Here is a 22962-nt window from a genome sequence, read left to right as displayed (position 1 = left end):
TCCCTTCCGTCCGCTTCCGCACAAGGAGCGAGCCTGGTTTCGCGTGCACGCCTTCGATGTGGCGACAGGGAAGTTTGCGCCGGCATCTTTCAACGATTCAGGCCTCGGCGACGCGCGATTCAGTCCCCTGACCCATCCCGCGACCGGCAAGCCCATTCCCACGCTCTACGCCGCCAGCACTGTGAATGCCGCGATCGCGGAGGTGGTCTTGCACAACGTGCCCACGCCTTCGACCGGCTACCTGCACGACCTCGAGCGCGACTATGGCAATCACCTGTTCCTGAGTCGTGTGCGCACCCCGGCCCTCAGTCTGGTCAACCTCACCGCGACCGGGCTGAAGGCGGCAGGCCTGACTGTCGGCTCGCTCTTCGGCGGCGACGAGAGTGACTACGCGCGCACGCAGGCGTGGTCGCAGTGGATCTGGGAGAACATGCCCAATGTCCAGGGGCTGCACTGGATGTCGAAGCGCGACAACCGGGCCGAGGTCATCGTCCTCTTTGGTGATCGGATTCCCTCCGGGATCATGGATGACGGCGACTCGCGGCCGCTCCAAGCCTACGAACAGGAGATCATCGACCTGCTTGATGAGATGGGCGCAGGCGTGGCGCTGAAATAGCGTTTTCGTCATCAGCGCGGGTTCTGGGTTCCGAGCGCCGCGGCGGCCGAGAACACGGGCTGCGCGTCGGCCCCTGCGATGGTTCGCGGAACCGACAGCCGATCAGCAGTGTGGGCCTGTTGAAGGTTTTGCTCCGTCCCGGGGACCAGGCCCATCGCGACCCTTAGAGAGCGCCTTGCGCAGGGGTCCGTGTTCCGCACGACGTGCTGTGCGGCCTGGGCGGGCGGCTTGCGCAGCCCATCGCCCACCAAGCTGCGGGGTCTTAGAGCTGCCAGCAAGCGGCACTGGTTGTCGGTCCTGTGCGTGCTTGGGCAGGCGCGCGATGCAGCGCCCGGCTTGCTTGCACCCGAGGGGAGGGCGTCTCCCCTTCGGGGGTCGGGCTCTCGTGCTCCGCATCGAGTCCTTCGGTCTCGTCCCTTCGGGCTTCCATCCCTGACGCCTTCGCGCCTTCGGCGCTGCGCCCTTCGGTTGCCTCAGCCAGGCAGGCCGCACGCGGCAGCGGAGGCGCTCGGCGCGCGCCGGGTTCGGGGGCGTGTGGCAGATCCGCCGTGCTCTCCGTACTTCTGAGTGCGCGCCATTCCCGGTGAACTTTGCGGCCCGGCTGCCGTGAGACCGGCTTCGCCTGCAAGGGGGTGTTCGTAACCCGCTTCGCGCGTGACGAAGACTTCCCCCTTGCTCTCCCGCCATCCGCTCCGCCGCATCTCACCGGGCGCGAACTCAGGAAGTACGGCGGCGAAATCCGGGAGCTGCCACTCGCCCCCGAACCCATCAATTGATGGGGCGGAATCTTGGAACCCGGTGGACTTAAGGAGAGAAAAACATGCAACTAGCTTCACGCTTTGGCCGTCATTCCCCATCCCTTCGCAGCCGGGAGCCGCTGTCGGACGAGCAGATGCGCGCGGTAGCGCCATCGATCTTCGCGGATGCCGCGCACGACAGTCGCTCTGAGCGCTACACGTACATCCCGACGTCGACGGTGCTCGATGGTCTGCGCAAGGAGGGGTTTCAGCCGTTCATGGTGGCGCAGACACGCGTCCGCGACGAGAGCCGGCGCGATTTCACGAAACACATGATCCGCCTCAGGCACGCGAACCAGATCAACGACGCGGAAGCCAACGAGGTGATCTTGCTGAACTCTCACGACGGGACCAGCAGCTATGCAGCGATGGCGGGTCTGTTCCGTTTCGTCTGTGCCAATGGTCTTGTGCACGGGGATCCGGTTGCCGATGTCCGCGTCCGCCACAAGGGCGATGTCGTCCACAACGTGATCGAAGGCGCTTTCGAAGTGCTGGACGGCTTCGAGCGTGTGCGCGAGCAGCGGGAGGAAATGCGCGGGGTCGAGCTTGATCGGGGAGAGGCCGAAATCCTTGCGCGGGCCGCAATCGCGCTGAAGTACGAGCCCGATGCGACGAAGCCCGCGCCGATCACCGAGGCACAGGTCCTCGCGCCGCGACGCGTGGCCGACGACAAGCCCGATCTCTGGAGCACGTTCAACCGCCTTCAGGAGAACCTGGTGCGTGGCGGCTTGGAGGCCAGGACCACGAACGGGCGCCGGCAACGCACCCGGCCCGTGCAGGGCATTGACCAGAACGTCAAGGTGAATCGTGCGCTCTGGATGCTTGCCGAAGAGATGAAGCGCCTGAAGGCCTGATTCAAAAGCAGGCGAGGCCCGGCCGCTGTGCGTTGCTGATAGCCGCTGATCGCGGCAGCCGGGCCTCTGACCACAAAGTCACCAAGAGAGAAAACGCGACATCATGGCTGCTTGCCATCCTATCGGGCCTGAGAGCCACAAGAGGGAGCTCACGAAGCTCATCCGCGCGAACGCGCATCGGCACCGGCTGCACCAGGTCGTCTCGGACTTCTGCGAGCTTGGAGCGCTCGCGATCAGCAATGCCGTTGACGTTGCGCAGCGCGCCGTACGCGAAGAGCGCTATTTGCAGATCGTCGGCCGCTACGCGCGTGAAGAGGTTGACCGCTTCCCGCGCATGTTGGCTACCCTGGTGGACTGGCTGGCGTGCGGGTTCGCCGATTGCCTCGGCGAGCTATTCATGTCGCTGGAACTGGCCGACCATTGGAAGGGACAGTTCTTCACGCCGTATTCAATCGCGTCGCTCATGGCGCGCGTGACCTTGAACGACGTCAAGGAGAAGGTTCAGCGCGAAGGCTTCGTCTCGATCTGCGAACCGGCCTGCGGCGCCGGAGGCATGGTGATCGCGTGCGCTGACGCGATCATGTCCGAGGGCGTCAACTATCAGCAGGCGATGCATGCCACGGCCATCGACATCGACGCCACGGCCGCTCACATGGCGTACCTGCAACTGTCGCTGCTGCACGTGCCCGCGATCGTGGTTCACGGAAACTCGCTGACGCTCGAGGAACGCGCGCACTGGGTGACGCCGGCGCATGTCCTGGGTGGATGGGACTGGCGGTTGCATCGGCGCGCCGCGGACGGTGATGCGGCGCGAGCGCACGCGGTGCCGATCCTGGCCGCCGATGTGCCGACGACAAATCCGCAGCACGCACGCCCGGACCAAGTCCGGGCGGAGGTGGTCGCTCACCGTCTCGACCAGCTGGATCTGTTTGCAGCTTGAGCCATCGCGCGGCATCTTGGTGACCGCGCAATCTGAATGCGGTTCCCAAGTGCGCTGGGGCATGCGCCGCAGCGGATCATCGCGGCTTCGACCCGTCGAAGCCGAGCACGCTCGGGTCGGCATCGAAGGCGGCTGCAAGCGTGGAAAGGGCAGGCCGCTCGGATAAAAGCCGCCTCGAACACTCGAGGCGGCTGAAGCTGCGGGCAACGCCCGGGAGACCATAGGCGCGCAGAAACCTCGACCCGCAGCGAGAGCATTCTCGGTGCCGGTTGATCGCGAAGCGTCTGAGTTACCTGGCGTCCCATTCGCGTGGCCGTACGACGACGCCTGCGCCCTGGGATGTGCCCGTTTTGGAGGCAACCCAGCGGAGCGCCCCGCGGGGTGCCGCTTGCGGAAATCGGTCCCGCACATGTCCACAAAGTTATCCACGGAAATCCGGTGCAACTTCGAGCATCAGCTCGCGACCGCACCTCGAAGCGCGCCTTGCTCGGCGCGCGAAGTCAAGTGCTCAAAGGTAAAGAAAGCTCTGCTCGGATCAGATCACCGAGGGTGTGCCTGTCGTTCTCATGCTCGCGAAATCGATCCGCGATCGCCGCGCTGGCGTCGACCGCTGACATCCAGAAATCCACAAGCATCTGGTCGGGCTTGTCGCCTTCCTTGATGAGGCCGACGCGCGCCGCCTCTCGCGTCAGGATCGTGATCGGATCGTCAGGATCCGGTGCAGCACCGACGGGGTCGTCGTCTTCATTCTCGACGCGAATCACGCTCGCAAGAAATCCCATTCCCATGGTCTTGGCTCCCAGGTGTAGGTGGTGTGCAGGTGGTGTGCGGTTGCACGTGCAGCATACCGAGCGACGTCGGAATCCGTGTCAGCGGCTACGCCGTTTTCTGGAGATGCTCGGCTCGTGGCCTTTGCCCACGAACCTCGACGTCTCCGTATCGGTTCCGCGCCCTTGGCGCTGCAGCGCTTCGCTCGCATCGAGCTTGCACCGCGTTGCGGCGAGCGATCGCCAACCCCTTAGGTTGGCGCGTGTTGCCGGTGCTGTGTGGAAGGCAGTCCGTTGCGCTCCTGGCCTGACCGGTGGCCGATCTGCTCTTCGTTGCCGTCTCTTGTTCGACGCGTAGCGCGGCCATTCCGGGCGTCGGGGTGAAGGCTTTGCCCACGTGCTCACCCGGTCCCTTCGCTGCGCTGCGGGCTGCGGCTTGCGCGCGTGCCCCTCTGCCCGGCCTGGCCGCGCTCCTTTGGCGTCGAGACGGCTCCGAAGAGCAGATTTTTTCAACCACCGACGAAAGGCACAGCCATGAGCACAACGAACCCACACAGCACCGACAACACCGACGCAGCGGGCTTTCCTCCCGCACCCCCCGAGACTCACCAAAGAGCAGCAGGAGGAAAGGGGCAGGGAGCAGGGGAGGGGGCCGAGACTCGGGAGCACCAGCCGCCGACCGGGCGAGACGTCACGATCGCGCTGCATCAGCTGAGGCTCTCTCCCGCGAACGTGCGCAAGCAGCGCGACGATCAGGGCATCCCGGAACTGGCAGCGCTGATTCGCTCGCAAGGCTTGCTGCAGCGGCCTTCGATCACGGACGCCGGCGACGGCACCTTCTCCGTCGAGGCAGGAGGGCGACGGCTGGCTGCCTGCCAATGGCTGGTGGCAGATGGCTTCTACGCCGAGGGTCAGCCGATCGAATGTCGCCTCTACGATTCTTCCCACGCGGTGGCGATCTCGATGGCAGAGAACTCGGGGCGGCTGAATATGCATCCGGCCGACGAGTTCGAGGCCTTTGCGCTGTTGATCGCACAAGGGCGCACGGTCAAGCAGGTGGCCGATCAGTTCGGTGTGTCGGTGTTGACGGTGGAGCGCCGCATGAAGCTTGCGAACCTCGCGCCTCGATTCATCCAGCTGTTCCGCGAGGGCGCGGCGAGCATGGACCAACTCAAGGTCTTGTGCCTGGTCGATGACCATGCGTTACAGAGCAACGCGTGGGATTCGCTGCATGAGTACAACCGCACGGCGTACATGCTTCGGCAGGCGCTGGTCAACGATGACGAGGTGGAGGGGGACAGCAGCCTTGCCAGGTTCGTTGGCATCGAGGCCTATGAAGCGGCGGGCGGACTGATCCGACGTGATCTCTTCTCGGAATCTACCGAGGCATGTTGGCTGCAGGACGGAGCGCTGGTGCAGCAGTTGGCAACGGCCCGTCTGGATGAGGTCGCTGAGGAAGAGCGCGCGGCGGGCTGGTCGTGGGTGGAGGCTCGCCTGCACACGGACTACGCGACGATGCAGGCCTTCGGCCGCGAGCGTGCGAAGTCGCGCAAGATGACCGAGGACGAAGCGAAGGCGCTGGATGACTGGAGAAGTCTGGCGGCCGAGGCTCATGCGTCGATCGCAGCACTCGAAGACGAGTATGCGAGTGCCGAGGAGGGGAGTGCGGCGGAGGAGGCACTTGCCAAGCGCATCGAGCAGGCAGAGGCCGACGCCGAGAACATTGAGGTGAGCATCGCGATCGCGCAGGAGTCCCTTGCCCAATGGAGCGACAAGCAACTGGCGACCTGCGGCGCGATCGTGACGTTGAGCCGGAGCGGTCAGGTCGAGATCACCCGCGGCCTCATGCGGCCGCAGGACAGGAAGGCGATCGTGGCCGATCTGAAGAAGGCAGGCAAGCCGATCCCTGCTGGCCTGCAGAGCGCCTCGCCGGGCAAGGGAGAGCGTGCAGCTCTCTCCGAACGCTTGATGCACGACCTCACCGCCCACCGAACGGCTGCGCTGCAGGCGGCGCTGACGGAGAACGCCCACGTGGCCCTTGCACTGGTGGTGCACAAGCTCGCGGCACCGATCTTCGCTTCGGGCTACTTCCAATCGACCAGTCCGCTGAAGCTGAGCGCGCACTTGACGGCGAATACGTCGCTGAGCAGCCGTGCGACGGAATATGGCGACTCGCAGGCGGCGGCCGTGCTGGAGAGGGCGCGCGAGGCCTGGGGTGACCGCTTGCCCGGTGGCGATGGCGAAGCATCGATGTTGCCCTGGTTTATCAAGCAGGACCGAGCCACGTTAATGGAACTGCTTGCCTTCTGCTCGGCGAGCATGTTGGACGCCATGCAGGGTCGTGAACGCACGGCATCGGATGATTCCGACGTGCTGGCCGAGGCGTTGGGGGTGGACATGGCTGACTGGTGGACGCCGACGCCCGCCAAGTACCTGGAGAGCGTGTCGAAGGCGCAGCTGATCGAGGCGGTGACCGAGGCCCGCGACGGCGAGGTGGCCCGTCTGATGACGGGTATGAAGAAGGGCGAGGCGATTGCGTATGCCGCCGCCAAGTTGGAAGGAACGCGCTGGCTGCCATTGCCGCTCCGGCCGATGTGCGCGCCTTCGAAGGCCTGACAGCCGCGATCCGGGCGGCTGCGCCGCCCGGTCATCGGCATTCCGACATCCCTTCCCGCGCACCATGGTGCGCGGCCTCCCCACATTCTAGAAAACTCATGATCCTGCCAACCAAAGATCAACGAGGCGACGAGCCTCTGAGCGCGAGATACACCCGCGCCTTTCCGACGACACTGCATCAATGGTTCGGCGTCCCGTCGTACCAGACGGCGGGGGTGGCGCCGCCCACCCAGGCGGACCGCATTGCACTATGCAAGCTGGCGGAAATCCAGGCACCTCGCAACGTCTTGGCTTTGACGGGGCTTACGCCATGAGCGTTCTGCCCGAAAACCTTCGATTGATCCTGCCGGACGAATCGGATGCGATTGCCTACTGGGCGGGTCGGGAGTGGAAGAAATGGGCCGTTCACATCGTGGCCGGCCCAACCCGACGGCCGACCTACAAGAAGACGGCCTATGTCAGGGCACGCACGAGGGAGAGTGCCATCGCCGTGGTTCGGCGCGACATCCTCCCGCCGCCGCCACGCTCTGCGCGCTTTGATGCTCGGCTTGCCGGCCCGCACGAGCTTGGATGCATCAGGGTCGTGGCGTCATCGTGCTGAATACCGTGTCGAGTGGGGCTCGCAGGGGGAAGGAAGCCCAGGGTTTCAGGCTCGGCTCCGCAGGCGAAAGCACACATGCGCTTCCCGAGACATCAGTTCGAGAAGCGGCCGGGGCGAATCAAAGACTCTTGCCCGCATGACACACATCCCAACGCTCGAGAGGTTCAGCCTGACCTGCCAGAGCGGCGAGGTAGGAGACCGGGGCAGGGCGTCTCCCTTCGCTTCGCTGCGGGCCGCGCCGTCGTGCTTCGCATCGAGCCCTGCGGTCTCGCCCCTTCGGGCTTCCATCCCTGACGCCTCCGCGCCGGCGGCGCTGCGCCCTTCGGTTGCCCTGCGCCCTTCGGTTGCCCTGCGCGCTGCGCTTGCCCAGCCAGGCGGCCGCAGCCGCGTGGGCGCTCGCCGCGCGGCGGTTGGTCGTGCGCCTGCCGAATAGGCCGTGCTCTCCGTTTTCCTGAGTTCCTCGCCATTCCGGTGACTCTGCGTTCTGGCCGCCCTGTGACCGGGCTGCGCCCTGCAAGGGGGTGTTCATAACGCTTCGCGTTACGAATGCTTCCCCCTTGCTCCCATGTCATCCAGGCCGCGCCGTTCACCGGGCGAGGAACTCAGGGAAACGGCGGCGAAATCCGGTCCCCCAGCAATCGCCCGCCAACCCAGGTTGCTGGGCTCCGAATCTAGGAACCCGGTAGCTCTCAGTTCAAAAACATAGAAAGGGAACCATGATGAACATGCACAGCACTCACCAGTCCACCAGCGCGCTCGGCGCCTTCGCCGCATCGTTGGTTGCCCGCTTCAAGGGCAGGCTCGCCCTTGGGGCCGCGGACGGCGCATCCTTCGGCGAGGCGGTGAGAGGGAACGTGTGTGTGCCGGTTTGGCGAGGCGAATGGACGATGGCGTGTGACGGCACGCACGAGACGCGCGCCTTCGTACGGCCTAGCGGCAGCAAATATCAGGCGGGATTTGAAGTTTCCTTTCAAGGCGGCGAGCCTTGCGAGTGCATCGATGAACGTGAGTGCTTTCTGATTGAGGACGCCGTCGTCGTGGCGCGATTGAGCGAGCGTGAGTGGCACTGGAAGCGATGAGGCTGAAAGCGGATTGAGAAACTGGCCGCCGAGTTCTTCGAGGAATCCGACGACGAACCGGCCAACAGGGTCACTGAAACAGTCGACCGGCGCAGATACTGGTGACAGAAAACCCCATGATCACGATGAACAAAACCAGAAATGCTCAAGCAGCGTTCGAACCGAGCGAGGCGCACCAAGGAAACCACGTCGAGCGCGGCGCTTGTCGCGCGTCGGCGCGCTTCAAGACCTCGTGCCCAGGTCTGCGGCGTGACGATGCGGAGCGCGAAGTTTCCGATGAAGAGAGATCGGAGCGAGCATGAACCGAATCCAACTGATCGGCCACGTTGGTCGCGATCCCGAAATCACCCATACCGCGCGAGGTCCGGTCGCCAAGTTCAGTGTGGCCACGAACGAGCACTGGACGGACCGTCAGAGCGGCGAACGGATGACGCATACCGAGTGGCATGACATCGTGTGCTTCGATCGTCTGGCAGAGATCGCCGCCGAGTTCCTCCAGAAGGGCAGCGAGGTCTACGTCGAGGGAAACCGGCGCACTAGTCGTTGGATGGACAAGGAAGGCAAGGAACGCCTGACCTATGAGGTCCGCGTCGACGAGCTTCGAATGCTGCGACCGCCGCGTTCGGACCTGATCTCGCGTACGGCCACCAGCCTTGCTGCATTGGAGCAGTTGGCGAAAGCGATGGCGAGCGGGGAGCGCGAGGACGTCTCGATCGCAGACTTCGCGAGCATGCTGGGGACCTTGCGGGAAGAGCTGCGCGGAGCAGATGGCGCCTCAGATCGATCTGCCTGAATCGGCGCCGGTCCTTGGCTAGCATCAGGTCACGATGTTCGAGATCACCGGCTTGGTGAACAAGTGTCTGAGCTGATCCACGGCCGTCGCCAGTCAGAGCGCCCCGATGCCTAAGGCCCAGGGGCGCTTGTCATTGCAGTGGACCCCCTTCGGGGGAGCAGCTACATGACGAGAAGCCAGTACATGAGCGCGGCACCAAGCGATCCTGCCAGAAGCGCGAACATGAACAGCAGCGCAGCCAAGCGCAAGGCCTTGCGGTCGAGCGTTGTCGCCGCTGCGATAAACGTTTCCGTGCCGCTGGTCATGGCGACGCCGATCTGGGCTGCCGCGTGGCGACCGTTCTTGAGAAGGACCTCCCCCCGCTCGCTCATCATCCGCTCGAAACTGTGCCGGCTCTCCGATAGCACTTCATTCGCTGCACTTTTTGTGGCGACGGCGATGCGGTCTGCAATCTTCGTCTCGGCTTCTTCAAAACGCACGGCGACCTTGTCCAGATCGCCGAGCATTTGCGCCATGAACGCCTCGCGGAGGGAGGTTTCCAGTTTCGTCATGCTTCCGTCTACTTGAACAATGCGTCGAAGGCCGCGTCCAAGTTCTTGGTCGCGGCCTTCGATAGGCGCTGAAGCAGCATCATCTCGAGCGCCTGCGCCTTGGCGGATTCGCTTTTCGCCTCGCGGAACTGAGCGCGGTAGTCGGTTTCATCCGCGAATACTGCAGCAACAGACTTTCCTGGTGGCAGACGATCGAAGAGGTCGTTCTCGTAGATCGCGGCGTCCGTGTTCAACGTGAAGTTCTTGCTCCTTGCGTGAAGTGCGAAGAGGGCGCCGAAATCGCTGCGAAGATCGTCAGCGCTTTCGATGTCGACGCGATTGAAGAGCAGGCGGATCTTCGTGGGCGCGACGCCCAACGCTGCGAGGGCTTGGATCGTGGCGACGGTATCGGTTTTCTGCTTCTTCTCGTTGGTGACCGGGACAACGTAGAAATCGAAATCTTCGTGCGATCCTTCAAAGCGGGCGATCTGCTTCATCACTTCTTCGATATTGGAGGCTCCGACGTCGATCACTGCAGAATCGAGCGCGATCAATTGCTTTTGAAGGTGCGCGAACTCCTTGCCTTTCAGCCGCTCGGCATAGCCGAGATCGTCATCGCCACCGGCGTTGATCGACTCGAAGACGAACTCCGGCGCATCCATGCGCGGCGCCAGAAGTTGGCGTGCAACGGTGGTTTTTCCCACGTTTCCGCTGAAATTGATGATGGCGACTTTCATTGTTTTCCCCTGATATGCGTAACATTTGTTGGGTGGGTGGTCGGTATGCGTTTAGCTTCGGGCCGTCATCCTCCTTTGACGCCTTTCTTCCTGAAGTAGCCACTCTCCCTCGCGTTCCAGTTCAGCGAACTCGGCTTGGCTCTGGGCAGGGTCAGGCCGCATCCGGCGCTGCACTTCCAGTTGTCCAAGCCCTTCGGAGGCCTTAGGCGAGGGCGCTTCAACCGGGCTGAGCGGTCCCCCTGGATGAGACATCAGCCTTGGCATTGAGTCGCGCTCGGACGGCGCAGTGCACTCGCGCTGCGCTGACGCCGCGGCGGTCTGAGCATTGGGTGAGGCGGACCACTCGGGATCGGGTGCAGCTTCTGCGGGCGAGGCCAGAGGACGAGTGCCTCGCGCTGCGGGAGGCGCAGAGCCTGTTTGCGACGAAGCGGCGCGCGCCACCTTGCCAGCTCGATGCCTGCTCAGGTAGTTCTTCAGCGTGCCTTCGCTGAGCTCCAAGCCTTGCTCGCGGAGGGTCCGGACGATGTCGGCGACGCGGACACCCTCGGCGATCTTCTGCGTGATGGCGGGCAGGATTTCGCGCAAGCGCGCCGCCTTCGTCTTCGGCTCCATGGCCAGTATTGCCTGTATGAGGTCCTGCCTTCCCACTTCGCTACCTTGGTGCTAACTGTTTGATGTCTGCACTGTATTGACCAGATGTCCCTGCGTCATCCGGTCGGTTCCGATCGTCGATCCAGACGCTTCCGAAGTTCTTCCGACGTGCCCACTTTCTCTCCATCGGCCTTCGGCCTTCGTGATCTGGACGTCCTTAACAGAGAGATTTAGGTCCTTAACAGGCCCCAAATCTCAATACACAGAACGCACCCCCTGCGGGGGAGCTAAGTCATTGATATCTAACGACTTGTGCGATTCGAAGACTTTTCTCACTCACCATGCAGACACCATGAACAGGGCGGGAAGCCGCATGGATGCTAGATTCATCATGGTGAAAAGACACCAGGGAGAGAAGTTGAATGAAGGGCGGAGAAAGCCTGTCGGTTTGGCTGTCGAATGAGGACCGCCGAAGGCTTGAGGAGGCGTGTGCAATCGCCGGCTACAGGCACCTGTCGCGATACGTTCGGGACCAAGTGCTCGATCGAATAGATGCCTCCAGTTCGGGTCGTCTAGGCGGCGGTTTCGTGGACTGGCAGCGCCTGGAGGAAAGAGGCTCTGGCTTGGCGGACCTCTCGAGAAGTCACAAGAGGATCGAGTTGATGTTGACCATGCTCTTGGGATTGGCGCGCCTTAGGGCTACGAGCAATGAAGTTGATGGGCTGATCGCCACAGCGGCGAAGCGTTCCGATGAGGACCCGCTCAGCGGTGTCGTGCCCGAACTTGCCGGAATGCTTCGGGAACTCACCAAGGATCACTAGGGCGGGGGGAGCTCAAGGCCAAGTGGCGATACGACTCCAAGGTTGATCGGGGCGTTCGGGCTGACTAGCTGCATAGGGCGGCATTGACGCCTGCCAAGTGCTGGTTCGCTTGAGCAGGCGAACGTTTCAGACTGGTTGCAGCGGGACGCTTGCGAACCGTGGATGTCGCAGATGGGGCACATCACGGTCCTTCGACCTCGGCTCCAGCATGTCCGAAATGCGTGTGATGTCGACGTTGGCCCAGTCGAGGCACGTCGAAGCCGCACAGAAACATTTTTTGTCCCGCTTGGGCCCTTCCCCGAATGGCACTCACCGCCCGATGGATGCCTTCAGTTCCGAGAAGCTCACGATTCGGCCGGCGATCGCACTGGCAGCCACGGTGGAAGGGCTGGCGAGCCACAGCGCGCCCGGGCCCGAGCGACCTGGAAAGTTGCGATTGATCGCGCTGATCGTGACTTGATCCTCGCGCTCGCTGGCGCCGGGGCCCGCATTGATGCACGCCCCGCATCCGGGGTCGACCAACTGAACGCCCATGCGCTCGAAGAGCGCCGCCATTTGCGCACGCTCGCTTCGCGCGCGCACGTCCTCGCTGCCGAACTGCAAGAAGAACCGCACGCCCGGCGCGATGCCGAGCCGGTGTTCCTCGGCCCAGGCGAGCACCGCGTGGTAGGCCTCGATGTCCTCGAGCTTGCCCCCCGTGCAGGAGCCACCGTAGGCAATGTCGATCGCGACCGCCTTGTCGAGCGCCGACAGCGCAAGGCCCTGCCCGGGATCCCCGGGGCGCGCCACCATGGGCTCGAGCGTGCCGCAATCCACCTCGATCTCGTGCGCATAGTGCGCCCCCTCGTCGCTCCGCATCCAGGGTTCGAGTCGAAAGTCGACGCCCCGACGCTCACGCAGGAAGCGAAGCGTTTCATCGTCGGGGGCCACGATGCCGGTCAGGCCGCCGATCTCGGCCACCATGTTGGTGAGCGTGGCGCGCGCGTCCGTCCCCATCGCGCGCAGCGCCTCGCCTGTGTACTCGAAGACGAGTCCCACCAGGCTGCCATTGCGGACTTCTGGCAGGCGCAGCAGATGCAGCACGACATCCTTGGCGTCAACCCCGTCGGGCAGCGTCCCGCGCAGCTGCACTCGGCAGACCTTCGGCGCGGCCACGCGCACATCGCCTGTGATCCATGCGTTGGCCATTTCGCTCGCACCGATGCCGAAGGCGAATGCCCCGAGCGCGCCGCAATGCGGGGTATGGGAATCGGTGCCGATCGCAACCTGGCCCGGCAAAACGTATCGCTCGGTCATGATGGAGTGGCAGATGCCTTCCGCCCCCTTCCTTCCGGGCACTCGGTGGTGCAAGCGGACCCCGTGCTGCGCGCAGAATCGTTCCTGCATCTTGCCCATCGCCATCGCCGAGTCGAGCAGCCCCAGGGCGCGCTTTGCCGGCGACATGGTCTCTTCGACATAGACCAGGTGATCCGCGAAGCACTGGATCGAAGCGACGTCGTGCAAGGTCATGTCGGGCCCCATTGCGTTGTTCATGAACGCGGCACACATCCCGGTCACGTAGTCGTGCGAGTAGCGCCAGTCCGCCTTCACGAAGCTGATGCCCGAAGTCGAAGGCGGCCTCCTGGCCGAGCGCGCGATGATCTTCTCGACATAGGTCAACGGGCGGCTCTCGGGCGGTTGCGGCTCCATCGCGATCTCGCCGGCGAGCCGCGCCTTCGTGTAGTTGAAGAGCCCACCGCGCGCCAACACCTCGGCCGTCACCGCATCCAATCCCGCCACCAGCTCCGAGACCGGGATCGCCTCGCCCGCGCGGATGCGGTCGACGAGGCCGAAGTCGCTCGACGTGAAGATGCCGAGGTTGTGGCAGTTCTGGCGATAGATGCGCTCGAACTTCTGCGCGATGACCAGGCGGATGCCTGCCATGCGCTCGGCATAGGGGCTGGCCTCGCGCGACGAGCCCTTGCCGTAGCGCGTGCCGGCCACCGTCACCGCGAAGCCGCCGCGCTGCACTTGGTCGGTGCCGACGGGGCGGCGACCCTCGCAGGTGAGGCCGACGTAGGGATAGCGGCCGAGCGTCTCGTCGACATGGAAGCAGGCCCAGCCCGGCGTGATCTCGTCCGTGGACACGTCGTCGCGCAGCTTGCCGGCCTCCGCCTGCGAGAGGTTCTCGCCGGCGATCTGCCGCTCGATCAGGGTCGGATCCTCCGACAGGAAAAGGACGCGGCCTTCGAATCGGATGGCAGGCATGTGGGCTCCTCTGGCTGCGCCGGTCATTCGACCAGCTTGACGTCGGCATCGCGAATGATGCCCTCGCGCTGCTGCCGTTCCGCCTGCATGCGCTTGGCGAAATCAGCCACCGTCCCGCCCGTGGGCGTGAGGCCCAGCTCGGCCAGCTTGCTGCCGACGCTCGGGTTGCGCAGCGCGATGCCGACCGCTTCATTGAGCCGAGCGACGATCGGCGCCGGCGTCGACTTGGGCGCCATCAAGCTGTAGCTCACCAGCATGTCCGTGCCGGGCAGGATCTGCCCCATGCGGGGAATCTGCGGCTGTGCCTCGTAGACCTTGGTGGTCGCCACGCCGACCAGCTTGATCTTTCCGGCCGCCACCATCGGCTGCGCCGTGCTGACCAGCGTGATCAGCATGTCGATCTGGCCTCCGGCGAGGTCGCCCAGCGCCGCACCGGCTCCGCGGTAGGGCACGTGATTGAGGCGGACCTGGCCCGCCTTGGCAATCAGTTCGCCCAACAGATGATGATCGGTCCCTACGCCGGGGGTGCCGAAGCTCAGCGGCGCGCTGCTGGCCTTCGCCTGCTTCAGGAGGCCTGCAAAGTCGTTGGCCGGTGACGCGCTGTTGACCGCGATCACGAGCGGCGCCTCCGCCAAGTGCGCGACCGGTGTGAGTGCGGCCACGGCGTCTTCCGCCTTCTTGCCGTAGAGCGCCGGGTTGATGGCGTACAGGCTGTCGGTCGTCAGCAGCAGCGTGTAGCCGTCGGCGGGCGCCTTGGCGACCAGCGAGGTTCCAACCAGTCCGCCCGCGCCCGTGCGGTTGTCGACCACGATCGGTTGCTTGAGCGTCTCGGTCAGCGAGTTGGCCAGCACCCGCCCCAGGATGTCGGCGCTTCCGCCTCCCGCAAAAGGCACTACGAGCGTGATCGGTCGGGCGGGATAGGCATCGGCGGCGGCAGCACCACTGACGATGCCGCAGGCGCAGGCGGCCAATGCGGCGCCGCGCATTAGCTTGCTGATGGCGAATTTCGCGCTGTTCAACTTCATGCTTGTCTCCATGTATGGGTATAGGCCTCACTGTAGATTTCCCTTAGAGACACAAACTTCAATTTGGCGCATCGTTCGTTCCCGTTTGGAACTCATCTGCACCGATGCGCATCGATTTCGATCCCGTTACCCTGCGCCTCTTCCTGGCCGTCTGCGAAGAGGGAAGCATCGTCAGGGCGGCCGATCGGATGTCCATCGTGCCCTCGGCCGTGAGCAAGCGAATGGCTGCGCTCGAGGAAGACGTCGGCATCGAGCTGCTTCAGCGTGGCTCCGGGGGCATGGGCCCAACCGAGGCTGGTCAGGCATTCGCGAGGCAGTCCCGGGAAGTGCTCGCCGGCATGGACCGCATGCACACAACCATGCGCGACATGGCGACGGGCGGCGCCGGGACGGTTCGCATCCTCGCGAGCCTCGCGGCGCTGTCGCACCGTCTGCCTGCCGACATCGCCGCCGTGCTCGGAAAGCACCCGGCCTTGAAACTTAGTCTGCGCGAGGCGTCCTCCAGCGAGATGGTGCGGCAGGTGAAAGAGGGCGCGGCCGACCTCGCGGTGTGCTGGGATGTCGCAGACTTGACGGGGCTGCGATCCGTGCCCTATCGACCCGACCATGCCTGCGCGCTGGTCTCGCGCGGCCATCCGCTGTCCCGAAGAAAGTCGGTGCCCTTCGCGGAAACGCTCGGCTACGACCATGTGAGCGCGATGCCCGGCAGCATGATGGAGACGATGTTGCGCCGGCATGCGGCAGTGGCGGGCAAGACCTTGCAGCCACGCATCGAAGTCGAGAGTTTCGAGGGCGTGGCCCATGTCGTCGCGGCCGACCTCGGCATCGGCATCCTGCCGCGCGAGGTCCTGCGCCCATGGGTCGACGCACTGCCGATTCGCGTGATTCCCTTGTCCGACGAGTGGGCCACTCGCCGTTTCGTCGTCTGCTTTCGGACGGAGCCCTATGTGTCGCGTGCCGCGCAGATCGTCGCAGAGGGTCTTCGGCTCGCCGCCACCACAGCGGCGGAATGAACGCGTCGGCTCTTTGCCCCTTCTCGAACGTTGAGCCACGCAGCGTCGAGCGTCCGCTTCTGGCCGATTGCCAGCTTTGCGGGCGCTTGGCATCTGAGGGAAGTGAAAGACACAGCGCACTTCAGGCGCTTGTGCGAAAGGCAACGGCGGACCGCGTCTACCTGAAGTCCCGACTCGACACCCGCAGTTCCCCCAACAGTGGCGTGTGATCCCACAGCTCCACCGCCACCAGCGAGCACACCCCTTTCTCGCTCTGCCAGGTCCCCTGCACCGTCAGCAGCCGCGACTGCCGCAGCTCCGATCGCTGCGCCTCCGCCAGCTTCGGCCATACGATGATGTTCACCGTCCCGGTCTCGTCCTCGAGCGTCGCGAAGATCACGCCCTTCGAGGTGCTCGGCTGCTGCCGATGCGTCACGATGCCGCTGGCTATGACGCGGTCGCGATCGCGGGCGAGCGTGCGCAGGTCCTCCGCCGTGCGGATCCCGAGCTCGGCCAGGCGGGGGCGGATCAGCGCGAGCGGATGCCTCCGCAGGCTGAGCCCCATCGACGCGTAGTCGTCCGCCACCTCGGCGCCTTCTGAAGGCTCGGGGAAGGCGAACGGATCCTCGACCGTGCGCGCCTTCCGCAGCATCTCGGTCGGCCGCGTGTCCACTGCTGCCGCCTCCCACACGGCATCGGGCCGCCGACCCGCCAGCGTGAGCAGCGCATCGGCCGCTGACAGGCACTTGAGATCGTGTGCATCCAGCCCTGCGCGCTTGACCAGGTCCTCGACGCTCGCGGACGGCCCAGCTTGCCGCGCCGCCACGATCCGCTCAGCCGCCTTCTCGCGCATACCCACGATGCGCGACATGCCCAGCCGCACCGCGCGCAGAGGCGTGGCGTAGGTGGCATCCCAGCGAGGCAGGGCCCTGGCTTGTGCCTCCTCCTCGAGCGTGCTCGCCCAGTCACTCACCGTCACGTCCACCGGCCGCACCACCACGCCATGCTCGCGCGCATCGCGCACCAGCTGCGCGGGCGCATAGAAGCCCATGGGCTGGCTGTTGAGCAGCGCCGCGAGGAACGCGTCGGGATGGTGCCGCTTCAAGTAGCACGACACGTACACCAGCAGCGCGAAGCTCGCCGCATGGCTCTCGGGGAAGCCATAGGAGCTGAAGCCTTCGACCTGTTTGGCGATCTGGCTTGCGAACTCCGGCGTGTAGCCCTTGGCCGTCATCCGGTCGACCAGGCGCTTCTGGTGGACATCGAGGCCGCCGCGCTTGCGCCAGGCACCCATCGCGCGGCGCAGTTGGTCGGCCTCGCCGGCGGTGAAGTCGGCCGCGGCCATCGCGATCTGCATCACCTGTTCCTGGAAGATCGGCACGCCCAGCGTGCGCTCGGTCGCCTGGCGGATCTCGTCGCTCGGGTAGGTCACTGCTTCTTCGCCCGCGCGGCGCCGCAGGTACGGATGCACCATGCCGCCCTGGATCGGCCCGGGCCGCACGATCGCCACCTGGATCACAAGGTCGTAGAAGCGCCGCGGGCGCATGCGCGGCAGCATCGTCATCTGCGCGCGGCTCTCGATCTGGAACACGCCCACCGTGTCGGCCTTGCAGATCATGTCGTAGGTGGCCGGATCTTCCGAGGGCACGTCCTGCATGCCGAAGGGCCGCCCGAGCTTCATCGCCACCAGGTCGAGCGCGCGGTGGATCGCGGTCAGGATGCCGAGTGCGAGCACGTCGACCTTGATGAGGCCGAGCGCATCGAGGTCGTTCTTGTCCCACTGCACCACGCTGCGGTTCTCCATCGAGGCGTTTTCGACCGGCACCAGGCGGCTCAACTTGTCGCGAGAGATCACGAAGCCGCCCGGGTGCTGGCTCAAGTGCCGCGGGAAGTCGCGGATCTCGTTGGCGAGCATCAGCCAGAGCTTGACCATGCGGTCGGCTGGATCGATTTCGTTCTCGAGCAGGCACGCCTCGCTGATCCACTGCTGCTCCGTGCCGTAGGCGGTCTTGGCCAGGCGGTCCACAACCTCGAGCGGGAAGCCGAGCGCCTTGCCCACGTCGCGGATCGCCGACTTGCTGCGGTAGGCGATCACCACGCCCGTGAGTGCCGCGCGATCGCGTCCGTACTTGCGGTAGATGTACTGCATGACCTCTTCGCGCCGCTGGTGCTCGAAGTCGATGTCGATGTCGGGAGGTTCCTTGCGCTCCACGCTGATGAAACGCTCAAACAGCACGTTCATGCGCTCGGGGTCCACCTCCGTCACGTAGAGGCAGTAGCAGATCGCCGAGTTGGCGGCCGAGCCGCGGCCCTGGCACAGAATGCCGCGCTCGCGCGCCCAGCGCACGATGTCCTCGACAGTGAGGAAGTAGGCCTCGTAGTCGAGCTGACGGATGATGCCGAGCTCGTGCTCGATCTGCGCGCGCACCTTGTCCGGGAGCAGGGCGGGGAAGCGCCTAGCGGCGCCGGCATACGTGAGCTTGCGCAGGTACGAGGGCGCGGTCTCGCCGGGCGGCACCAGCTCCTCGGGGTACTCGTAGCGCAGCTCCTCGAGGCTGAAGGTGCAGCGGCGCGCCACCTCGACCGTCTCGTAAAGGTAGCTCGCCGGGAACAGCTCGGCCAGGATCGCGCGACTGCGCAGATACGCCTCCGCATTGGCCTCCAGCGCGAAGCCGCATTGCTGCACTGGCCGGCCCACGCGCACGGCCGTCACCACGTCCTGCAGGCGTTTCCTGCTGCGCGTGTGCATGACCGGCGTGGAGCTGGCGACGATCGGCAGCGCGGTCATCTCCGACACCTGGTGGACCACATGCCAGCGGATGTCGTCGTCCAGGCCCATCGGCCATACCGTCACCAGCCAGGCGCGATCGCCGAACCAGGTCTTGAGCCACATCGCCTGCGCGAACAGGCTCTCGACCGTGGCGTCGCGCTCGGGCAGCAGCAGCGCGAGGCAGCCTGGCAGGCCGGCCAGGTGCGGCGCCTTGGCGGTCTTGCCCTCGAAGTCACCCACCTGGGCCAGATAGGTACCCTTGACGGCGCGGCGGCGGGCGAGGGTGATCGCCTCGCACAGGTTGCCGTACCCGCGCCGGTCCTGCGCCAGGAAGATGAGGCGAACGAAGGGCTGGCCGCCCGCGGTGGTCAGCAGGATTTCGCTGCCGACGATGAAGTGGATACCGCTCTCGCGCGCGGCCAGGTGGGCACGGACCACGCCCGACACCGAGCACTCGTCGGTGAGGGCAATGGCGGTGTAGCGCTTGGCGGCAGCGCGCTCGACGAGCTCCTCCGGTTCGGAGGCGCCGACCAGGAACGTGTAGTTCGAGCGGCAGTAGAGTTCGGCAAAGGGTGGGGGCTCGGGGGTGGCTGACATACTGTACAAAGATACAGTGTTTATCCGCCCGGCCCTAGAAATAAGTACTGGATGCACGTACAGTTTTGGCATGGACCCCATCACCGAAGACATCTGGATCGCCGCCTGCGCGCACGAGCTCCACCGGCGCTGGCGTACGGTCGATCCGGAGCAACTCGACGAGGTGGCGGCGGATCTGCGGCATGACGAGCGGTTGCGCACGATGCCGCCTGCGACGGCTGCAGTGATGTGGCTGGCGCCGGTCGCCTATGAGGCCCGCCCCGCCAGAAGACCGTAGAGCGTTAGCGGCGCGTCTTGCGTCTCGATGCCTTGGCAACGGTCTGACCGCTCCAGAAATCTACGATCTGCCTCGTGGCTTCGGCCTGGATAGCGCTTGCCTGCTGCTTGGCGGCACCGGCCACCTGTCCTTTTGCCGAACCCATCGTCCGGTTCGCCGCACTGAGCCACATGCTCATCAGGGGGTTTTTCTTCGTCCACGGGTTGCTCATGACCGACTCCTTGCCGACCATGAGTCGGTTCGGAACTGTCTTCTGAAAAGGCGAATGCGGCAGTGCAGCATTACGCCTGAATCGTCGTGGCTGTTCTCCTACGCTCCAGGGGCTCCTACGCGCTGGGTCGCTGGCGCACCCGCAAACGCTGCGGTGCACAATCGTGGTTTTCAAGGCATTCGATGGACACCCAGGCCAAAGAGGATTTTGCTCGTTTCGTCGTCACGCTCAGGTCCGACGGCGTTCGTGAGGCCCTGGCAACGTTGGTCAAGCGGACCGACTATCGATTCATAGGCATCTGGCGTTTCGAGGACGGCAAAGCCAATGCAGCGGTGCACTATGACCGCGAGCAGCCGGACGTGTTGACGGCTCAGGAGGTCCCAGACACAGCGACCTATTGCTGCTTCGTGCGCGAAGCCCAAGCGCCCTTCATGACACCGAATGCCATGATTGATGAACGCCTCGCGAAGCATCCGGCCCGAGAGCAGGTTCTGTCGTATTGCGGCGTGCCGCTGATGGACAGCGCAGGCACCTTGCTCGGCACGCTATGCCACTACGACCTGGTGCCGCGTGACCCGGAACAGGTTGACCTCGAGCTGATGCTCAGCGTGGCGAGCCACCTGACGCTGGGTGGTCACGTGCCGCCATATCCGAAGCAACCGAACAAGCCGATCGGCTGAGCGGCTCAGGCGTCGCTGCGCGCCTCAGGGTCGGCTTCGGACCCGAACGCTGCGAGGAGGCCCTGCAGCGCTAGCTGTGCCCCTTCTACTGCCGCGCGAAGTTCGGCGTTGCTTGCGCTGGGAACACCTGGCGGCGGCTCGAGCATGAAGCTCAGCCGCTCGCACGCGACAGTCCACTTGAGCTTCGCCTTGGTTTGAACGGGGGACGTTTTCACTGGACGTTTGGGGTGGTGGTGGTTCCATCCTACCCGGGCATATCCTGAGCGCCCACTCACGTGGAAATGATTCGTAATAGCGTGACGCCATACCAATCACAACGCAGCGAACAACGCGGCGAATTTCTCATGGCAGGCTTGTCGGTCTTTCTTGTCGAAGACAACCAGAAGATCCGCGATCACCTGATTCCGGCGCTGGCCGAGATGGGTTCGGCCAGCGTGATGGCTGTAGCTGGGTCTGAGGATGAAGCCATCGACTGGCTTGCGAGGCACAAGGGGGAGTGGGACCTGGCTGTGGTCGATCTTTTTCTGGAGCAGGGATCCGGCCTTGGTGTCGTGAAGTGGTGCCAGGGCCGCGAGCCGACGCAGCGCGTGGCAGTCCTCACCAACTATGCCGCCGAAAGCGTACGCAAGGCTTGTCTTGCGGCCGGCGCGGATGCTTTCTTCGACAAGTCCACGCAGCTAGAGGAGTTCTTCGAATTCTGTCTGGATCGCCCGTAGCTGGGTGACGCGCGATCACAGCTCCACCAGAATGCGCTGATGTGCAGCCATTACCAGGCCGAGAAGCGCCGCAAGCAGATCGAGAAGCTGTTCGGCATCCGCATGCCGCCAGACTGGGAGCCACCGCCCGGCGGCCTCCACGCGCGCACCGAGACCGTGGCCCAGCTCGCAGCGATGGTGGGGGAGCCGGCGGCGGCGAAGTCGCACAGGGCCAGTGCGAGTGCACCCAATAATGCTTCGCCAGAGCAACCGCCTTTGTTGTGAAGTGAGTTGGGCGACCTCGATTCGCTGAGCCTGCATGCGACCAGGAGCAGACACTCGTCGCTGCTCCGCAACGTCGACCTTGTGAGCGCGTGCGCACTGACCGTGCCGCGGTCAACAATCACCCAGAAACAGAGATCGCGCCACGTCGGCCGCGCACAACATCTGAGGTCCAGCTTGAGATTCATCATCCTTTTTGCGCTCGTCATGCTAAGCCAAGTCGCTACGGCAGAGACCGTCCAGGTCAAGTACCACGGCGGCGTAGCACTCGACGCCTTCGCGTGCTCGGACATCAAAGAGGGCAGCGACGTTTCGCGCGTCTGCTACGACAAGGCCGAGCGTTACATGGTCATCCAGCTCAAAACGACCTACTACCACTACTGCGAGATCGACGCGGCGACGGTACAGAGCCTGCTCGGGGCAGGCTCCAAGCGCCAGTTCTTCGAGACCCGAATTCGGGGAAGCGGCAAGGACGGTCCCTTTGATTGTCGGACGCACCCGATCCCGAAGAAGTATCGCCAGTGATCTGTTCCGTCGTCGATCGGCCAACACCGGACCTTCCGCCTCACCTTCCAAATCCATGGGCCTACGCCAGCATTTTCGGTTTTCCAGCACTTCGCAAGAAGCAGTGCTTGAGGTGTTCCGAGGATTCTCGGAGGTCGCCAACCTCGATGAGCGCGGCGCGTTTGTTGTCTTCAGCCAGCTCGACGGCGCCGAGTTTTCGTTCGACTGCGAGCTGGTGGAGGATGGCATCGTTTCCGAGCGTGCGGGCGGGTACTTTACGTTTCTCGGGATGTTCCTCGAAGCCCTCACAGGTACATTCGGCCCGGTCACCGTTGAAGACGTCTGACGGCCATAAGCTGACGGCTGACACCGGTTTCTGAAATTAAGGGGAACACAAAATTGCCACCTAAATGACCGAATTTGAAGCGACCATTCGAGAGTCTTTGTTAACCACGCTTTCGTTTCTCAGTTCGATATCGCAGCAAAGAGAGTTTGCGTCGAAGGTGCCATACGATTCGTATGCAGGTGAATTCGCCCATTGGTGGTTCGATACCTTCTATCCGGACGAACCGAACGCCTCTGTGATGTTTGACCCGAGAGAGCTTCTTGCGCTCAGGGCCTTCTCGGAGGACTTTGACCGGAACATCACAGCGCTCTCTGACGAAGGTCTTTCAATCGAAGAGTTGCAGGCGACGGCCGAGTGGAAAGCCATCGTCGAATCTGCGCGGACGGCGTCGCAGGTACTGCGGCTTCCTGCACCGTGATAACCGGGTGAGTCCTGGAGAGGGTCAGCCGGCAGTCCGCTTTGGAGTTGCACGCAAGACTGCTAAGGGCCCATAGGAGCCATTTGCAACGCGCATTGACGCATCACAAAGTCGACGTTCGTGCGGCGGATCGTTTCGCGCCTATGTTGATGCGTTGTCGCGGCCTCGCAACTTGG

Annotated in this window: 25 protein-coding genes; 17 read left to right on the top strand and 8 right to left on the bottom strand. The window is 64.3% G+C overall.

Features of this window, described 5'->3' with window-relative positions; translation table 11 throughout:
* The first annotated feature begins 43 nt into the window (after positions 1 to 43).
* The 3 genes from QTH87_RS25645 to QTH87_RS25635 all read left to right on the top strand — a co-directional run bounded on the left by QTH87_RS25645 (position 44) and on the right by QTH87_RS25635 (position 3207).
* Complete coding sequence (locus QTH87_RS25645) at positions 44 to 616, top strand: RES family NAD+ phosphorylase (protein ID WP_286613208.1); 573 nt, start codon at positions 44 to 46, stop codon at positions 614 to 616.
* Between the two features lie 820 nt (positions 617 to 1436).
* Entirely contained in the window at positions 1437 to 2267 is an 831-nt protein-coding gene (locus QTH87_RS25640) for a DUF932 domain-containing protein (RefSeq protein WP_286613206.1), read from the top strand.
* A 103-nt stretch (positions 2268 to 2370) separates the two neighbouring features.
* Positions 2371 to 3207: an N-6 DNA methylase gene (locus QTH87_RS25635; protein ID WP_286613204.1), complete on the top strand. Its 837-nt coding sequence runs from the start codon at positions 2371 to 2373 to the stop codon at positions 3205 to 3207.
* 500 nt (positions 3208 to 3707) lie between these two features.
* Here QTH87_RS25635 and QTH87_RS25630 read toward each other — a convergent pair whose 3' ends face one another.
* Positions 3708 to 3995 (bottom strand): hypothetical protein, encoded by a 288-nt coding sequence (locus tag QTH87_RS25630; protein WP_286613202.1) that lies wholly within the window; start codon positions 3993 to 3995, stop codon positions 3708 to 3710.
* A gap of 513 nt (positions 3996 to 4508) precedes the next feature.
* On the opposite strand from QTH87_RS25630, the gene QTH87_RS25625 reads away from it, so the two are divergent.
* From QTH87_RS25625 to QTH87_RS25605, 5 genes are all read left to right on the top strand, one after another.
* Entirely contained in the window at positions 4509 to 6590 is a 2082-nt protein-coding gene (locus QTH87_RS25625; protein ID WP_286613200.1) for a ParB/RepB/Spo0J family partition protein, read from the top strand.
* Positions 6591 to 6900: 310 nt separating this feature from the next.
* Complete coding sequence (locus tag QTH87_RS25620) at positions 6901 to 7191, top strand: hypothetical protein (protein ID WP_286613197.1); 291 nt, start codon at positions 6901 to 6903, stop codon at positions 7189 to 7191.
* Positions 7192 to 7907: 716 nt separating this feature from the next.
* Positions 7908 to 8270, top strand: a complete 363-nt coding sequence (locus tag QTH87_RS25615) for a hypothetical protein (RefSeq protein WP_286613195.1) — start codon at positions 7908 to 7910, stop codon at positions 8268 to 8270.
* Positions 8271 to 8386: 116 nt separating this feature from the next.
* Positions 8387 to 8572, top strand: a complete 186-nt coding sequence (locus QTH87_RS25610; RefSeq protein ID WP_286613193.1) for a hypothetical protein — start codon at positions 8387 to 8389, stop codon at positions 8570 to 8572.
* Positions 8569 to 9063, top strand: coding sequence for a single-stranded DNA-binding protein (locus QTH87_RS25605; RefSeq protein ID WP_286613192.1), 495 nt, complete (start codon positions 8569 to 8571; stop codon positions 9061 to 9063). The genes QTH87_RS25610 and QTH87_RS25605 overlap by 4 nt, the downstream gene beginning before the upstream one ends.
* A 161-nt stretch (positions 9064 to 9224) precedes the next feature.
* On the opposite strand, the gene QTH87_RS25600 is transcribed toward QTH87_RS25605, so the two are convergent.
* The 3 genes from QTH87_RS25600 to QTH87_RS25590 are packed head-to-tail and all read right to left on the bottom strand — an operon-like array spanning position 9225 to position 10942.
* Positions 9225 to 9614, bottom strand: a complete 390-nt coding sequence (locus tag QTH87_RS25600) for a hypothetical protein (RefSeq protein ID WP_286613191.1) — start codon at positions 9612 to 9614, stop codon at positions 9225 to 9227.
* Between the two features lie 8 nt (positions 9615 to 9622).
* On the bottom strand, positions 9623 to 10330 hold the full coding sequence (stbB, locus tag QTH87_RS25595) for a StbB family protein (protein WP_286613190.1): 708 nt from the start codon (positions 10328 to 10330) through the stop codon (positions 9623 to 9625).
* Between the two features lie 51 nt (positions 10331 to 10381).
* Positions 10382 to 10942, bottom strand: coding sequence for a hypothetical protein (locus QTH87_RS25590; RefSeq protein WP_286613189.1), 561 nt, complete (start codon positions 10940 to 10942; stop codon positions 10382 to 10384).
* A gap of 641 nt (positions 10943 to 11583) precedes the next feature.
* On the opposite strand from QTH87_RS25590, the gene QTH87_RS25585 reads away from it, so the two are divergent.
* Positions 11584 to 11742, top strand: coding sequence for a hypothetical protein (locus tag QTH87_RS25585; protein ID WP_286613188.1), 159 nt, complete (start codon positions 11584 to 11586; stop codon positions 11740 to 11742).
* Positions 11743 to 12051: 309 nt separating this feature from the next.
* On the opposite strand, the gene QTH87_RS25580 is transcribed toward QTH87_RS25585, so the two are convergent.
* Positions 12052 to 13989 (bottom strand): aconitase family protein, encoded by a 1938-nt coding sequence (locus tag QTH87_RS25580; RefSeq protein ID WP_286613186.1) that lies wholly within the window; start codon positions 13987 to 13989, stop codon positions 12052 to 12054.
* Positions 13990 to 14012: 23 nt separating this feature from the next.
* The gene (locus QTH87_RS25575; protein WP_286613184.1) at positions 14013 to 15014 is read right to left on the bottom strand and encodes a tripartite tricarboxylate transporter substrate-binding protein; all 1002 of its coding nucleotides are present in this window, start codon (positions 15012 to 15014) and stop codon (positions 14013 to 14015) included.
* A gap of 104 nt (positions 15015 to 15118) precedes the next feature.
* Here QTH87_RS25575 and QTH87_RS25570 point away from each other — a divergent pair, with 104 nt between their 5' ends.
* Entirely contained in the window at positions 15119 to 16027 is a 909-nt protein-coding gene (locus QTH87_RS25570) for a LysR family transcriptional regulator (RefSeq protein WP_286613182.1), read from the top strand.
* A 157-nt stretch (positions 16028 to 16184) separates the two neighbouring features.
* Here the strand turns inward: QTH87_RS25570 and QTH87_RS25565 are convergent, their stop codons facing one another.
* Positions 16185 to 19373, bottom strand: a complete 3189-nt coding sequence (locus QTH87_RS25565; protein WP_286613181.1) for an error-prone DNA polymerase — start codon at positions 19371 to 19373, stop codon at positions 16185 to 16187.
* A gap of 70 nt (positions 19374 to 19443) precedes the next feature.
* On the opposite strand from QTH87_RS25565, the gene QTH87_RS25560 reads away from it, so the two are divergent.
* Positions 19444 to 19650: a hypothetical protein gene (locus tag QTH87_RS25560; protein WP_286613180.1), complete on the top strand. Its 207-nt coding sequence runs from the start codon at positions 19444 to 19446 to the stop codon at positions 19648 to 19650.
* 4 nt (positions 19651 to 19654) lie between these two features.
* Here QTH87_RS25560 and QTH87_RS25555 read toward each other — a convergent pair whose 3' ends face one another.
* Positions 19655 to 19861, bottom strand: coding sequence for a hypothetical protein (locus QTH87_RS25555; protein ID WP_286613178.1), 207 nt, complete (start codon positions 19859 to 19861; stop codon positions 19655 to 19657).
* Between the two features lie 182 nt (positions 19862 to 20043).
* On the opposite strand from QTH87_RS25555, the gene QTH87_RS25550 reads away from it, so the two are divergent.
* The 6 genes from QTH87_RS25550 (at position 20044) to QTH87_RS25525 (ending at position 22786) form a co-directional block, all read left to right on the top strand.
* Positions 20044 to 20541 (top strand): GAF domain-containing protein, encoded by a 498-nt coding sequence (locus QTH87_RS25550; protein WP_286613176.1) that lies wholly within the window; start codon positions 20044 to 20046, stop codon positions 20539 to 20541.
* Between the two features lie 281 nt (positions 20542 to 20822).
* Complete coding sequence (locus tag QTH87_RS25545) at positions 20823 to 21257, top strand: response regulator (RefSeq protein ID WP_286613174.1); 435 nt, start codon at positions 20823 to 20825, stop codon at positions 21255 to 21257.
* Between the two features lie 39 nt (positions 21258 to 21296).
* Positions 21297 to 21521, top strand: a complete 225-nt coding sequence (locus QTH87_RS25540) for a hypothetical protein (RefSeq protein WP_286613172.1) — start codon at positions 21297 to 21299, stop codon at positions 21519 to 21521.
* Positions 21522 to 21695: 174 nt separating this feature from the next.
* Positions 21696 to 22043 (top strand): KTSC domain-containing protein, encoded by a 348-nt coding sequence (locus QTH87_RS25535; protein ID WP_286613170.1) that lies wholly within the window; start codon positions 21696 to 21698, stop codon positions 22041 to 22043.
* A gap of 55 nt (positions 22044 to 22098) precedes the next feature.
* Entirely contained in the window at positions 22099 to 22368 is a 270-nt protein-coding gene (locus QTH87_RS25530) for a hypothetical protein (protein WP_286613168.1), read from the top strand.
* Positions 22369 to 22432: 64 nt separating this feature from the next.
* Entirely contained in the window at positions 22433 to 22786 is a 354-nt protein-coding gene (locus QTH87_RS25525; protein ID WP_286613167.1) for a hypothetical protein, read from the top strand.
* Positions 22787 to 22962: the final 176 nt, after the last annotated feature.

This window comes from Variovorax jilinensis, from assembly GCF_030316885.1.
Taxonomy (GTDB): Bacteria; Pseudomonadota; Gammaproteobacteria; order Burkholderiales; family Burkholderiaceae_C; genus Variovorax; species Variovorax jilinensis.
Note: the sequence above shows the minus strand (reverse complement) of the source record. Positions and strands in the feature narration are given on the sequence as shown.